The sequence below is a fragment of the Gordonia sp. N1V genome (assembly GCF_029269935.1).
Lineage (GTDB): Bacteria > Actinomycetota > Actinomycetes > Mycobacteriales > Mycobacteriaceae > Gordonia > Gordonia polyisoprenivorans.
This window is the reverse complement of record NZ_JARJDD010000009.1, coordinates 95,680-109,188: the sequence shown is the minus strand read 5'-3', so window position 1 is coordinate 109,188 and position 13,509 is coordinate 95,680. Positions and strand designations below refer to the sequence as shown.

Here is a 13,509-nt window from a genome sequence, read left to right as displayed (position 1 = left end):
GGGACCACGGGTCACAGCGGCTGCGCGCGACACTTCCGAACGACACATACGGCGGGCCGGTCGGCCGATGAGGAACAATTGACGCGTGATCGGACGGAAGTCGAAGGACAGCGCCGCTGCACCCGCGGGTACCACGGGCCCTGCGGCTGCCGCGCGTACCCGACGCGACCCTGTCGACCACCCCGGGGCCGCGAATTATCCGGCCGACGGCGCACGCCGCCGAGCCACCCCGACGCGGATCCCGTCGCACGGCAATCCGCCGGGCGGGAACCGCGGCGAGGCATATCTGCCGCCGCGGACCCACAATCCGCACCTGCCGCCCCTCGACGACACGCCGACCGATCCCCATGACGCGACGGGATCGGGCGGCCATCGGACGCAAGCCCTGCCGACCGATCCGACGCCGGAGGCGCCGAAGAAGATCACGGTCGCGCGGGTGGCGGCGATGCGCAGCAGGCAGTTGACCGCGAAGGGGCTCGGCAAGATCCACCAGGCCGCCACCGCCGACGGCGCCGATCAGTCCGGGCTGACCGCGCTGACCTTGCCGGTGATCGTGAACTTCGCCGTCGACGCGGCGATGGCGGTCGCGTTGGCCAACACCTTGTTCTTCTCGGCTGCCACCGGACAGTCCAAGGTGTCGGTGGCGCTGTATCTCGCGCTCACCATCGCACCGTTCGCGCTCATCGCGCCGTTGATCGGGCCGTTGCTCGACAGACTGCAGCAGGGTCGCCGGATCGCGATGGCCACCACCTTCGGCGCCCGCGTGGTTCTCGCCCTGCTGATCATGACCAACGTCAGCTGGGATCCGGTGGCCGATCAGCTCAACTACGACCCGTGGGTGCTCTATCCCTGCGCGCTGGGGCTGCTGGTGCTGTCCAAGTCGTTCGGGGTGCTCAAGTCGGCGGTCACCCCGCGGGTGGTCCCCCCGACGATCGACCTGCCGCGGGTGAACTCCCGGCTGACGATGTTCGGCCTGGTCGGCGGCACGATCATCGGCGGCGCGGTGGCCGGGCTCTTCGAGGTGTTGCTGGCCAAGGCGCTGCCGTGGCATCTGCCCGGGGCGATGCTCTGGCTGGCGGTCATCGCCGCATTCGGTGCGTATCTGTGCATGCGCATCCCGTCGTGGGTCGAGGTCACCGAGGGTGAGATCCCGGCGACGCTGACCTATCACGCCCCGCACGACGCAGCCGCGGCGCCGGGGCGGGCGGGCGTGCGCGGCGGGGCCAAGGCGCTGGCCGCGAAAATGCGTCAGCCCCTCGGGCGCAAGGTGGTCGCTGCGCTGTGGGGTAACGGCACCATCCGCATCCTCACCGGTTTCCTGACGCTCTACATCGCCTTCTACGCCAAGTCCCAGCAAGGCGTGCACTCCGATTGGAAGCAGCTCGCGACCATCGGCGCGGTCGGCGCCGCGGCAGGTGTGGGCAACGCCATCGGCAACGGGGTCGGCACACGTCTGGAGCTGCGCAACCCGTCGAAGATCGTGCTGTATTCGACGGCCGCATGCTTCGTGATGGCCGTGCTGGCAGCGGTGTTCGGCAACATCGTGCTGGCGACGGCGACCGCGCTGGTCGCCTCCGGCACCAGCGCGATAGGCAAGGTGTGCCTCGATTCGTCGATCCAGGACGATCTGCCCGAGCAGTCACGGGCATCGGCGTTCGGGCGATCGGAGACGGTGCTGCAGCTGTGCTGGGTACTCGGTGCCGCTCTCGGCGTGCTGTTGCCGACGACGCTGTGGGTGGGGTTCACCGTCGTCTCGGTGTTGCTGGGGCTCGGACTCGCGCAGACGGTGCTCACCGACCGCGGACGCTCCCTGGTCCCCGGCCTCGGTGGTGAGCGTCCCGAGCATGCCGAGCCGACCATGTCGTTCGCCGATCTCGGTACACCGGCCTACAGCCATCCGACGCAGAGACATGCCGCGGTCCGTCCGGATCGCCCGGACGGCCATCCGGGAGGCCGCCCGGCGGATCCGGCGTCGGCGCCCACCCGACCGCACCGACCGGCAGGCCCGGCGCGGGGTCCGTCGTCCCGCGATGCTTCCGGACCGGGTGCTCAACCCACCAAGCGGATGGGATATCACTAGAGCGTGGTCAACCCCGGTGAGAAGAAGGCGATCGCGATCATCGCCGCAGTGGCCGTCGCGTTCGTGGTCGTCGTCGCGGCAGGTGTCGGCATCCTGGTGGCCGGCAACACCGGCGAGCACAAGGATGACGCGTACATCCAGCTCGCCGTCGGCGGCGACCTCCACACGGTGCAGCCGGCGCGGTGGTGTGACGTGTTCGTGCGCGAGTGCACCCCGCCGCGGGATCAGCCTCAGCGCACGACCCCGCGGGTGCCGATCCCCCTGAACTCGACGGCGCTGCTGTCGGTCTCGGAGACGGTCGCCAAGGCTCCGTGGAATCTCACGACCCTCTACTGGACCCCGCAGGGCCTGGTGGAAGAAGAATCACCGCAGGCGTCGAACACCACCTACACGGTCGCCCTGCGGTCGCGCCCGGACCGGGTGCTGCTCGGCGTGACGATCACCGCGGCATCTGCGGTGGCGACCAACCCGGACGGGTCGACCGACATCGCGCGCGGACTGATCGCCGCCGACACCGCGCCGCCCAAGTGAGGGTGAGCTTGGGAGACATGCCCTAGCTGTCGAGCTCGCGGGCGACGGCGCGCACGACCTCGGAAATGCGTTGTGCGGTCTTACGATCCGGGTAGCGACCCTTGCGCAGATCCGGCTGCACCTTGCCCTCGAGAAGGGTGATGAGGTCGGCGACCATGCCATGCAGTTCGTCGGGGCTGTGCCGCTTGACCTCTTTGCGCGCGGCTTCACGGGTGTTCTTGGTGACGCTTGGCGCGGGTTCGAGCACGGTGACCGTCAATGCCTGCGGGCCCCGACGCCCCGCGGCCATCCCGAACTCCACCCGCTGGCCGGGCTTGAGCGCCTCGACGCCGTCGGGCAACGCCGACGAACGCACGTACACGTCCTCGCCGCCCTCTTGTGCGAGAAAACCGAAGCCCTTCTCGGCGTCGTACCACTTCACCTTGCCGCTCGGCACTGTGCTCACCTTCACTCGAACGTCGTTGTTGCATGCGGTCGATCCACCACATGAAAGGGCGCCCTGACCCACGACAATGAGCAAGGCGCCTGGTGATGCCAGTCTAGCCAATGGGCAAAACGGTTTCTCGAGGCAGCGTGAGCCGCGCGCTGACCGGGCACGACACCGTCATCGTCACCCCGGGTGCTCTACCGTGGAAACCATGGAGAGGAAGCACGGCGCCGGCGCCGGGAGCGAAGCGAGCGGGCCGGGTGTGGCCGGCGCCGGGAGCGAAGCGAGCGGGCCGAAGGCACACGGCGATCGTCGCTCGCTGACGCCGGGAGCCGGCGAGTCGTCCCCGTCGCGACTGCTGCAGGTGGCCGGCGTGGTGTTCGTGATCGGGGTGCTCGCGATCATCGCGTTGTTCGTCACCCCGGTGGCCGATCACGGCGAGACCGCTCCGACCGCGGTGTATCTGTTGACAATGTGCGCCCCGCTGGGCTTCTTGCTGGGCGTCGTCTACGCGTTGCGGTCGGGCCGCGGGGCCCGGTGATCGTGTGTCGGCTTCTGTCGATCGACCCTCGGTGATCGCCACCCACGCCGCTCTCGCGCCGGCATCGGACGAGGGTGCGCTGAAGCGGGCGTACAGCTGTTTTCCGTCGGGCGTGGTCGCGGTCTGCTGCCATCGTGGCGCGCCCGAGTCCCAGGAGTCCTCCGAGCCCACAGACTCAACCGGCCCGGAACTGGTCGGGATGGCCGCGAGTGCGTTCACGTCGGTGTCGCTGGATCCGCCGCTGGTGAGCGTGTGCGTGCAGAACACCTCGACGACGTGGCCGCGGTTGCGTGACGCCGGCACCGTCGGTGTCAGCGTGTTCGCCCACGACCAGGCACAGTTGTGCCGTCAGCTCGCCGGTCCGGCACCGCGACGGTTCGACGGTATCGAGCCGCTCGGTTCCGACGACGGAGCCCTGTTCATCCCGGGTGCGGCCGCTCACCTGTCGTGCACGATCGAGAGTGAGATCCCCGCCGGCGATCACCTGCTGGTGCTGCTGCGCATCCGGCGTCTCGACGCCGACCCGGATGTCGAGCCACTCGTGTTCCACGCCAGCACCTTTCGTGCTCTACAGGCACGGATTCCCGACGACGATCCCGCGCGCCGATGACCGTCGTCGATCTCGGCCTGCCGCTGCCGTCGGTGCTACGGCACGCGGCGGACGAGGCGCGGTCCGGGGCGTCGACCGCACCCACGTCCGGGCCGCTGCGCGACACCTTCGGCCGGGTGGCCACCGATCTGCGGGTGTCGGTGACCGACCGCTGCAATCTGCGCTGCGACTACTGCATGCCCGCCGAGGGCCTCGACTGGTTGCCGACCGAGTCGGTGATGACCACCGCCGAGTTCATCCGGGTGCTGCGGATAGCCGTCGCCGACCTCGGCATCCGCACCGTCCGGTTCACCGGAGGCGAGCCGCTGCTGCGCCGCGACCTCGAGGACATCATCGCTGCCGTCACCTCGCTGCCGCAGCGCCCGGAGATCGCGATGACGACCAACGGCCTCGGGTTGAGGCGCCGTGCCGCCGGTCTCGTCGAGGCCGGGCTGACGCGCATCAATGTCTCGCTGGACACCGTCGATCCCGCCCGGTTCGCCGAGATCACCCGACGTGATCGGCTGCCCGACGTCCTCGCCGGCCTCGACGCCGCCCGTCGCGCGGGGTTGTATCCGATCAAGGTGAACGCGGTCGTCCCCGATCGTCGGGACCTGGCCGGACTGGTCGACCTCGCCCGGTTCTGCCTGGACGCCGGATATCAGCTGCGGATCATCGAGCAGATGCCGCTCGACGCCGGACATCGGTGGGATCGGTCGCGGATGGTCACCGCGACGGAAATCCTCGACGTGCTGTCGGCGCATCTCCGGTTGCGTCCCGACACCGTGCCGCGTGGAGGTGCGCCTGCGGAGACCTTCCTCGTCGATGGCCACACCGACGCCCGTGGAGTACCTGCCCGCGTCGGCGTGATCGCGTCGGTGACGCGCCCGTTCTGCGGTGACTGTGACCGGACCCGGCTGACCGCGGACGGGGCGCTGCGCAACTGCTTGTTCGCCGACGCCGAGACCTCGCTGATGCCCGTGCTGCGGGGCGGTGGTGACGACGAGCTCGACGTCGATCGTCGGATCGCGCAATTGTGGCGGGAGAACACCTGGGCCAAGCGCGCCGGGCACGCGGTCAACACCGCGGGATTCCGGCAGCCGGACCGTCCGATGTCGGCGATCGGGGGCTGAGCGGATGCGTGTGACGATCCGTTATTTCGCCGCCGCCTCCGCGGCCGCGAAGACCGAATCCGACGTGCGCGACATCGCCGAGGACATCACTCTCGGTGAGCTCGAACACATTCTGGCAGCCGATAATCCGGAGTTGGCGCGGGTGTTGGAGCGGTGTTCGTATCTGCGCGACGAGATCGCGCTGTGCGACCGCACGCGGCGCCTCGGTCCGACGCACACGATCGACGTTCTCCCCCCGTTCGCCGGGGGTTGACACACCCGGCTCACTTGTGAGCTTGATCACATAACGAGTCAATAACGAGATGGACACGAACCGGGCGTCACGCCCGTGAACTGCACGGACACCGAAACAGGGCCCAAAGACCCACCGGCACGCCGAAAATGGGTTGTCAGGACGGGGTGATTCCCGCTCTCAGACGTCGTACTGTACGAAGCGTCCTTCACAGAAGGTCACAGCACAGCAAACAACACACCAAGATTTCCACCGGTCGCGCCGAGCCTCGTTCCTCCGGTGGAATGACGAGCACACATCTTGGAACGAGGACGGGGGACCCACCCTTTTCCGCAAGGAAGAACGGACGTCGACAGACGCCCTTGGGGTTAAGTCCGGTCGCCGCACGGCGATTGTGACCGAGCACCTCTCGCTCGAACCCGACAGCTGACCTCGCAGGCGCGTGGAGAGAGGTTATTCGACTTATGTCCGGACGTCACCGCAAGCCGTCGACCACCACCGCAACCAAGACCTTCGCGAAGATCGCGCTGACCGGAGCCGTTCTCGGCGGCGGCGCGGCCCTGCTGGGCACCGGCTCGGCACATGCCGCCTCCGATTCCGAGTGGGATCAGGTCGCCCAGTGCGAGTCCGGTGGCAACTGGGCCATCAACACCGGCAACGGCTACCAGGGTGGACTCCAGTTCAGCCCGAGCACGTGGGCCGCCAACGGTGGCACCCAGTTCGCGCCGAGCGCCGACCAGGCCTCCAAGGAGCAGCAGATCACCGTCGCCGAGCGAGTCCTGGCCACCCAGGGCAAGGGCGCATGGCCGGTCTGCGGCACCGGGTTGTCGGGGGCCACCCCGCGGACCGCCCCGGCCGACACCCCGCGTCCGGATGCGCCCCAGGCGCCCGCCAAGGGTCTCGCGAACACCCCGAACGCCACCAGCACCGACCAGGCGATCGATCAGGTCAGCCAGGCCGGCGTCAGCCCCGAGGTGCAGAACCTGCTCAAGGCCGCCAAGGACAGCGGCTACCAGCTCACCCCGGATCAGCTGCGCCTGTTCAACGAGAACAAGGGACTCGTCCCGCTCCCCTGAACCCGATCGGTTCAGCCCTGACGAAGGGCCCCGCACGTTGCTCGACGCCGTGCGGGGCCCTTTTCCAATTGTCGGGGGGTGTGTCGGTTGTGGCCGGTGTCAGGTGGTGACCTGTATCAGGTGATGCCCGTGATCAGGCCGACCCGACCCACTCGTCGGTTCCGTCGCCGAAGAACTGGTGTTTCCACACCGGTATGCGCGCCTTGACCTCGTCGACGAGTCGCGCGCACAACGCGAACGCCTCGGCGCGGTGATCGGCGGCCACGGCGACGACGAAGGCGACGTCGCCGACCGACAGGTCACCCACCCGATGGGAGACCGCGACCGCCCGGACGCCGTCGGCGGCCGCACAGATCTCGGTGACCACCTCGGTGAGCACGCGCGGGGCGTCCGGGTGCGCCGAATACGACAGACTCGTCACCGTGCGGCCGCCGTCGTGGTCGCGGACCGCGCCGACGAACCCGACGACCGCGCCGGCATGTCCATCGGCAGCCGCGACGACGCGGGCCTCGTGGTCGGCGAGTGCGATCGGGTCGACGCTCACCGCCGTGTGCACGACCACCACCGGGTTGCCGGCGGTCATCGGTGACAACCATTCAAACGGTGACAACCATTCAATCGGTGACACGAGTTCATCAGTGATCGCCGCCGCGGATTTGGTCGAGAGCGTGGTCGAGGACGGTGGCGAGGACCGAAAGGCCGTCGCGCACACCGCCGGTCGAGCCGGGCAGATTGACCACCAGCGTCGTGCCGGCGACCCCGGCGGTGCCACGGGAGAGGACCGCGGTCGGCACCTGCGGCAGACCCGCGGTGCGGATGGCGTCGGCGAGACCGGGGATCTCGATGTCGAGCAGCAGTCGCGTCTGTTCGGGGGTCCGGTCGGTCGGTGCGAGCCCGGTCCCGCCGGTGGTGAGGACGAGGTCGACGTCGGCGTAGATCGCGGCCCGGATCGCATCACCCACCGGTGGGCCGTCGGCGACGACGTCGAGCTCGTCGACGGTGAACCCGTGGTCGGTGAGCCACTCGGCGATGATCGGGCCCGTGCGATCGGGATAGGCACCACGGGAGGCCCGGGTGGAGGCGACGACGATCCGCGCGATGCGCTGCGTGCTCATGGTTGCATCCCGAGGTCCGCGTGTGGCCCGCGCTCGTCTCCTCGGTGCCAGTCACCGGACCGTCCGCCGGACTTCTCGAGGAGCCGGATTCCGTCCATGCGTGCGTGACGGTCGACGGCCTTGACCATGTCGTGCAGCGTGAGTCCGGCCACCGCCACCGCGGTCAGTGCTTCCATCTCCACGCCGGTCCGGCCCGCGGTGGTGACCGCAGCCGTCACGTCGATGTGATCGGTGCCGATCGTGAAGTCGACGTCGACCGACGACAGCGCAAGCTGATGGCAGAGAGGAATGAGCGAATCGGTGCGTTTGGCCGCCATGATCCCGGCGATCCGCGCGGTGGCGAGGACGTCACCCTTCGGCAATGACGACGAGGTCAGCAGGTCGATGACGGTGGTGCTGGTGCGAAATGTGCCGCCGGCAACGGCGCGGCGCTGGGTGACCGACTTGTCCCCCACATCGACCATGCGGGCCGTACCCGAGTCGTCGACGTGGGAGAACCGGGCAGACGACTGCGGATCGGGCACCGCACTCACTCGGTCACCGCGCTCAGCGGTTGATGACCGTCTTGGGGTTGATGTAGTTGACCTCGTCGGCCGGCAGCGGGAACTCCACCTCGCCGAACGGCGACAACGCGCCGGGCAGCGCGGCCGCGAACTCCGAGACCGCGTGCTCGGGACCGTCGCCGTCGGAGGCCTTCGGCCAGCCGTTGTCCACGTAGTGCTTCTTCGAATTGCTCTCAGCCACGCGCATATTGTGCCACGGCGTGCTCCGCGGCACGCGGTGCGCTCACCGTTTGGTCCCCGACGCCCGCGTCGTCTCATCACCGACGTCCGCGTCGTGGGCCCATCGTTCGAATGATACGAAGGCCGATCTCAGAGCACGTTGGGTAAGGTCACAGGCCAGCGGTCCACCCCCGATCGAAGGAAGAATCGTGCCTCTGAGTCCAGGTTCGCAGGTCGCCGGCTACAAGGTGGTGTCCCTGCTGGGTTCGGGCGGGATGGGTGAGGTGTACCTCGTCGAGAACCCGCAGTTGCTGCGGCGGGAGGCCCTGAAGGTCATCTCGCTGGCCGGTGCGCACGACCCCGATTTCCAGCGGCGCTTCACCAACGAGGCGCGCACCACCGCGGCGCTCGATCACCCCAGCATCATCTCGATCCACCAGTACGGCATCAACACCGACGGCACCCCGTGGTTCACCATGAACTACCTCGAGGGCGCCGACCTCACCCACGGCGCGATCTCCCCGTCGGACGTGATCGAGGTGACCACCCGTGTCGCCGACGCCCTCGACTACGCCCACCGGCGCAACATCATCCACCGTGACGTCAAACCGGCCAACATCTTCGTCAGCCGGGACGAACACGGTCAGATCGCCCGGGTCACCGTGCTGGACTTCGGCATCGCCAAACTCGTCAACTCGACGTCACTGACCGCGACGAGTGCCTTCATCGGCACGCTGGCCTACTGTGCCCCCGAGGTGATCGAGGGTCACGACGCATCAGCCTCCTCGGATCAGTATTCGTTGGCGTGCACCGTCTTCCAGCTCCTGACCGGGCAGGCCCCGTTCACCACCACCACGCCTTCGGCACTGGTCATGGCGCATCTGACCAAACAGATCCCACCGATCAGCTCGCTACGCCCCGATCTCGGCACCCTCGATCCGGTGATCGCGAAGGCACTGTCGAAGAATCCCGCCGACCGCTACCCCGACTGCCGGTCGTTCTCGACGGCGCTGCGTCAGGCATTCGAGGGCCGGGGTCAAGCATTCGAGGGGCGGGGCAACCCCACACCGCCATCGCACCAGTCGAACCCGGCGGCAGGACCTTTCGTCGGGGCGAACCGCCCGTACTCCCAGCCGACGGTGCCACCGTCGCAGCCGACGCCGCCGCCGTCCTATGCGACGCCGCCGCCGTCGCATCCGAATCCCTCGCATCCAAACCCCTCGGTACCCAACCAGAATCCGTCCTACCCCGGCCAGATACCGTCCGCGATGCCCGGCGGCTACGCGCCGGCTGGCCCGACGGTCGCCAACAACCCACCCTCGCAACCGAATTCGCCGTATCAATCGGCACCGTTCGGCGCGCCCGCAGCGGCCGGCGGCATACCCCCGACGTTTCCGCCGGGAACGCCGCCGCACCTCATCGGTGGCGGCTATCCGCTCTCCACACCGGCGGCCCCGAAGAAGAAGCGCACCGGCCTGATCGTCTCCCTGGCGGCCGCCGCCGTGGTCGTCCTGCTCGTCGTCGGACTCGGCATCGCCTTCGCCGCAGGCGCTTTCCGCGGTGATGACGACCAGCCAACGGCCAGTGGACATCCCACGGTGCTCGCTGTCTACGGCAACTCCAGCTGCGGCATCTCGGCCAAGCAGTTGTATTGCTGGGGAGCCAATTACGACAATCAGCTCGCCAACGGCGGCACCACCGCGTCGCCCACCCCGGTCAAGGTCGATCTTCCCACCGTGACCGCGGTCTCGTTGGGTGGGTACGTCGACACCGACAAGGACTTCAAGACCAGCACGTGCGCGGTCTCGGGAGGTCAGGCCTACTGCTGGGGCGACAACGGCTACGGCCAGCTCGGCACCGGCACCACCTCCGACGCCCAGACGCCGACACCGGTGACCGGGCTGTCCGGCACGGTGACGGCGATCGCCACCGGTTTCGGCAGCACCTGCGCCATCGCGGGCGGCAAGCTGTACTGCTGGGGCAACAACGACGACGGGCAGGTCGGCGTGGACTCGGTCACCGACAAGACCTCAACCCCCACCGAGGTGACCGGACTGAGCGGCACCGTCACCGGCGTCGCCACCGCACAGGGCACCACCTGCGCCATCGCCGACGCCGTCTACTGTTGGGGCAACAACGACAGCGGCCAACTCGGCACCGGGGCCACCACGCGGGCCAACACCCCGCAGAAGGTCGCCGTCACCGACGCCGACTCCATCTCGGTCGGCACCTATGGCGTCACCAATGACCCGAACCAATACATCACCGTGTGCGCGTCGGCGTCGGGCAAGGCCTACTGCTGGGGCGACAACCGGTACGGCCAGATCGGCGACGGCACCAAGAACGCCCAGCACACCCCGACGCCGGTCGTCGGGCTGACCGGGGTCACCCAGATCAACACCGGTTGGGGTTCGACCTGCGCGGTGTCGCAGGGCAAGTTGTTCTGCTGGGGAGACAACGAGGGACAGCAACTCGGCATCGGCTCCGGGTCGGCGACCACCTCGCCGACCCAGATCACCGCCCTGTCGGGAACCGTCTCCGCCGTCGAGACCGTGCTGGGCACGACCTGCGCGGTCGTCAACGAGACCTCGATCTACTGTTGGGGCCGCAACTCCGCGGGCCAGGTCGGCAACGGCGACAGCGGCGACGACAAGGAAGTGTCGACCCCGGCGCTGCTAAACCTGCCCGCGTGAGAAGGGGTCGCGTGGCGCGCTCGGTAGAATCGGCCGAATGAGTTCCGATGATCGGGCCGACGGGCTTGCCGGCGACCTGATCTCGCGCACCGACGATCAATTGGCGGATCTGTTCGCACTGCGTCCCGACCTCGCCTCCCCGCCCCCGCAGGGCAGCCGCGTTCTCGCGCAACGTGCGCTCTCCGCGGCGTCGGTCGCGCTGGCGGGCGAGCGTCTCGACCTGCTCGACATCGCCGTGCTCGAGGTGATCATCTCCGCGGGCCCACCGGCTGCGGCGACGGTGTCGGCGTCGTCGGTGCTCGACGCGCTGTCCGATCGCGCCGGGCACGACGACATCCTCGAGCGCATCGCCCATCTGCGTCGGCTCGCCCTGATCTGGGGCCCCGACGACGCCCTGCACGTCGCCGGTAATGCGACTTCGGCGCTGCCGTGGCGCGGGCTGCACCTGACGGGCCCGCTCGCACACGTGACACCCGAGGACCTGCGGTCGCGTCTCGACGCCCTCGACGAGCGGCAGCGCGAACTACTCGCGGCGCTCTCCCGGGGCCCGGCGCTGGGTCGCAGCCGCGACGCGGCACCCGACGCCGACCCGCAATCGCCGGTCGCACGCCTGATCGCCGACGGTCTGCTCGCACGGATCGATCACCAGACCGTCGAGCTCCCTGCACAATCCGGGCAGTTGCTGCGGGGTGAACCGGCCCTGCGCACCGACACCCTCGCGCGTCCGGTACCCGACGACTCCTCGGCGCCGCGCCGGTTCTCGGCCCGCGACATCGACGCCGCAGGTGGTGGCGAGGCGCTGGAACTGATCCGGCACGCCACCACGGTGCTCCGCGCACTGGGGTCGGCGCCGGCGGCGATCCTGCGGTCGGGGGCCCTCGGCGTGCGGGAGTTACGCCGCCTGAGCAAGACCACCGGCCTCGATCAGCCCCGGCTCGCACTGATCGTCGAGCTCCTCGGTCACGCACGATTGATCGACTCCGGATTTCCCGATCCCCCACCGGCCGGCGACACCGGCGAGCACGCCTTCGCCCCGACGACGACGTCGGACACCTGGCTGCACCAGCCTCCGGAACGCCAGTGGCACACCCTGCTCGAGGCCTGGCTGACGATGCCGCGCAACGCCTGGCAGGTCGGCGAGCCGGACCGCGACGGCACCACGATCCCGGCGCTCTCGGCCGAGATCTACGACTCCCACGCCCCGACCGTGCGTCGCACCATCCTCACCGCGCTGCGGCGGACGGCGCCGGCGACACCGGTGTCGGTCGCCGGGCTCGTGGCCACCCTCGGCTGGGATCACCCGCACCAGATGCGTCGTCTCACCTCGCGGGTGGTCGGTGCGACGCTCGACGAGGCGCGCGCGGTCGGCGTCGTCGGGCATCACGCGTTGACCACGGTCGGGCGGGCGGTGCTCGACGCCGATCCCGCCGACGACGATTCGGCGGTGCTCGCCGCCATGCGCAAGGCGCTGCCGGCGCCGGTCGATCATTTCCTCACCCAGGCCGATCTGACGATCACCGTGCCCGGACCGATGACCGCCGAACTCGCCGAACAGGTGGAGCTGGTGGCCGACCTCGAATCCGGCGGCGCCGCATCGGTGTACCGGATCAGCGAGGACAGTGTGCGCCGTGCGCTCGATGCCGGCCGGTCCAGCAGTGAACTGATCACCATGTTCACCACGCATTCCCGCACACCGGTGCCGCAGTCGCTGACCTACCTGATCGAGGACGTGGCGCGCCGACACGGTGCGCTCCGGGTCGGGATCGCCTCGTCGTTCATCCGGTGCGAGGACGCCGCGACCCTGGCGGCGGTGTTGCGCAGTGATGCCACCGAGCGTCTGGCGCTCCGGGCGCTGGCACCCACGGTTGCGGTGTCGCCCAGTGAGATCCGTGATGTGCTCGACGTTCTGCGTGCCGCCGGATTCGCTCCGGCCGGTGAGGATTCGGCGGGTGAGCTCGTCGACATGCGTGACCGCGGAAGCCGAGTCGCCACCAATCGCGCGCGGCGGCATCCGGCCGCGGCGCCACGTCGCGCGGCGCTCGGCCCCGATCAGATCGCCGCCGTCGTCGGCCGGGTGCGCTCGGGTGATCGTGCCGCGGTCGCCACCCCGGCAGCCGGGCCGGCCTCGGCGTCGGTGCGGGCCACCGGGGGTGGCGAGCCGACGACCGCGCTGATCCGATTGGCGTTGCGCGCCAACCGGAAACTGCGCGTCGGCTACGTCGACGCGCATGGCAGCGCGTCACGACACGTGGTGTCCCCGCAGACCCTCGGCGCCGGTCAGCTCATCGGGATCGAGGACGGCACCGACGACGAACAGCGGTTCTCGCTGCATCGCATCACCAGCGTCGAACTGCTCGACGGCTGACCGGC

14 protein-coding genes and 1 riboswitch are annotated in these 13,509 nt (G+C 69.3%); of the genes, 9 read left to right on the top strand and 5 right to left on the bottom strand.

What is annotated here, in order from left to right:
• Nucleotides 1–85 precede the first annotated feature (85 nt).
• Complete coding sequence (locus P3L18_RS13795; protein ID WP_276114352.1) at nucleotides 86–2,080, top strand: MFS transporter; 1,995 nt, start codon at nucleotides 86–88, stop codon at nucleotides 2,078–2,080.
• Between the two features lie 3 nt (nucleotides 2,081–2,083).
• Nucleotides 2,084–2,611, top strand: a complete 528-nt coding sequence (locus P3L18_RS13790; protein WP_006367769.1) for a DUF2771 family protein — start codon at nucleotides 2,084–2,086, stop codon at nucleotides 2,609–2,611.
• Between the two features lie 22 nt (nucleotides 2,612–2,633).
• Here the strand turns inward: P3L18_RS13790 and P3L18_RS13785 are convergent, their stop codons facing one another.
• The gene (locus P3L18_RS13785; protein WP_006367768.1) at nucleotides 2,634–3,047 is read right to left on the bottom strand and encodes a cold-shock protein; all 414 of its coding nucleotides are present in this window, start codon (nucleotides 3,045–3,047) and stop codon (nucleotides 2,634–2,636) included.
• A gap of 310 nt (nucleotides 3,048–3,357) precedes the next feature.
• On the opposite strand from P3L18_RS13785, the gene P3L18_RS13780 reads away from it, so the two are divergent.
• The 5 genes from P3L18_RS13780 to P3L18_RS13760 all read left to right on the top strand — a co-directional run bounded on the left by P3L18_RS13780 (nucleotide 3,358) and on the right by P3L18_RS13760 (nucleotide 6,609).
• Entirely contained in the window at nucleotides 3,358–3,579 is a 222-nt protein-coding gene (locus tag P3L18_RS13780; protein WP_035726884.1) for a hypothetical protein, read from the top strand.
• A 31-nt stretch (nucleotides 3,580–3,610) separates the two neighbouring features.
• Nucleotides 3,611–4,189: a flavin reductase family protein gene (locus tag P3L18_RS13775; RefSeq protein ID WP_020170212.1), complete on the top strand. Its 579-nt coding sequence runs from the start codon at nucleotides 3,611–3,613 to the stop codon at nucleotides 4,187–4,189.
• Complete coding sequence (gene moaA / locus P3L18_RS13770) at nucleotides 4,186–5,301, top strand: GTP 3',8-cyclase MoaA (RefSeq protein ID WP_079929057.1); 1,116 nt, start codon at nucleotides 4,186–4,188, stop codon at nucleotides 5,299–5,301. The genes P3L18_RS13775 and moaA overlap by 4 nt, the downstream gene beginning before the upstream one ends.
• 4 nt (nucleotides 5,302–5,305) lie before the next feature.
• Nucleotides 5,306–5,554, top strand: coding sequence for a MoaD/ThiS family protein (locus P3L18_RS13765; protein WP_020170210.1), 249 nt, complete (start codon nucleotides 5,306–5,308; stop codon nucleotides 5,552–5,554).
• Between the two features lie 261 nt (nucleotides 5,555–5,815).
• Nucleotides 5,816–5,990, top strand: a riboswitch (cyclic di-AMP (ydaO/yuaA leader).
• Nucleotides 5,991–5,997: 7 nt separating this feature from the next.
• The gene (locus P3L18_RS13760; protein ID WP_014361278.1) at nucleotides 5,998–6,609 is read left to right on the top strand and encodes a transglycosylase family protein; all 612 of its coding nucleotides are present in this window, start codon (nucleotides 5,998–6,000) and stop codon (nucleotides 6,607–6,609) included.
• Nucleotides 6,610–6,742: 133 nt separating this feature from the next.
• Here the strand turns inward: P3L18_RS13760 and P3L18_RS13755 are convergent, their stop codons facing one another.
• Genes P3L18_RS13755 through P3L18_RS13740 form a run of 4 tightly spaced genes read right to left on the bottom strand, consistent with a single transcriptional unit; the run spans nucleotide 6,743 to nucleotide 8,474 of the window.
• Nucleotides 6,743–7,192: a molybdenum cofactor biosynthesis protein MoaE gene (locus tag P3L18_RS13755; RefSeq protein WP_020170208.1), complete on the bottom strand. Its 450-nt coding sequence runs from the start codon at nucleotides 7,190–7,192 to the stop codon at nucleotides 6,743–6,745.
• A 52-nt stretch (nucleotides 7,193–7,244) separates the two neighbouring features.
• The gene (locus P3L18_RS13750) at nucleotides 7,245–7,724 is read right to left on the bottom strand and encodes a molybdenum cofactor synthesis domain-containing protein (RefSeq protein ID WP_006367761.1); all 480 of its coding nucleotides are present in this window, start codon (nucleotides 7,722–7,724) and stop codon (nucleotides 7,245–7,247) included.
• Nucleotides 7,721–8,257 (bottom strand): cyclic pyranopterin monophosphate synthase MoaC, encoded by a 537-nt coding sequence (gene moaC / locus P3L18_RS13745; RefSeq protein ID WP_276114351.1) that lies wholly within the window; start codon nucleotides 8,255–8,257, stop codon nucleotides 7,721–7,723. The genes P3L18_RS13750 and moaC overlap by 4 nt, the downstream gene beginning before the upstream one ends.
• A gap of 13 nt (nucleotides 8,258–8,270) precedes the next feature.
• A complete protein-coding gene (locus tag P3L18_RS13740; protein ID WP_014361282.1) occupies nucleotides 8,271–8,474 on the bottom strand; it encodes a hypothetical protein in 204 nt (67 codons plus the stop codon).
• Between the two features lie 181 nt (nucleotides 8,475–8,655).
• On the opposite strand from P3L18_RS13740, the gene P3L18_RS13735 reads away from it, so the two are divergent.
• Both P3L18_RS13735 and P3L18_RS13730 read left to right on the top strand, forming a co-directional pair.
• The gene (locus P3L18_RS13735; protein WP_276114350.1) at nucleotides 8,656–11,139 is read left to right on the top strand and encodes a protein kinase; all 2,484 of its coding nucleotides are present in this window, start codon (nucleotides 8,656–8,658) and stop codon (nucleotides 11,137–11,139) included.
• Nucleotides 11,140–11,176: 37 nt separating this feature from the next.
• Complete coding sequence (locus P3L18_RS13730) at nucleotides 11,177–13,504, top strand: helicase-associated domain-containing protein (RefSeq protein ID WP_014361284.1); 2,328 nt, start codon at nucleotides 11,177–11,179, stop codon at nucleotides 13,502–13,504.
• Nucleotides 13,505–13,509 lie beyond the last annotated feature (5 nt).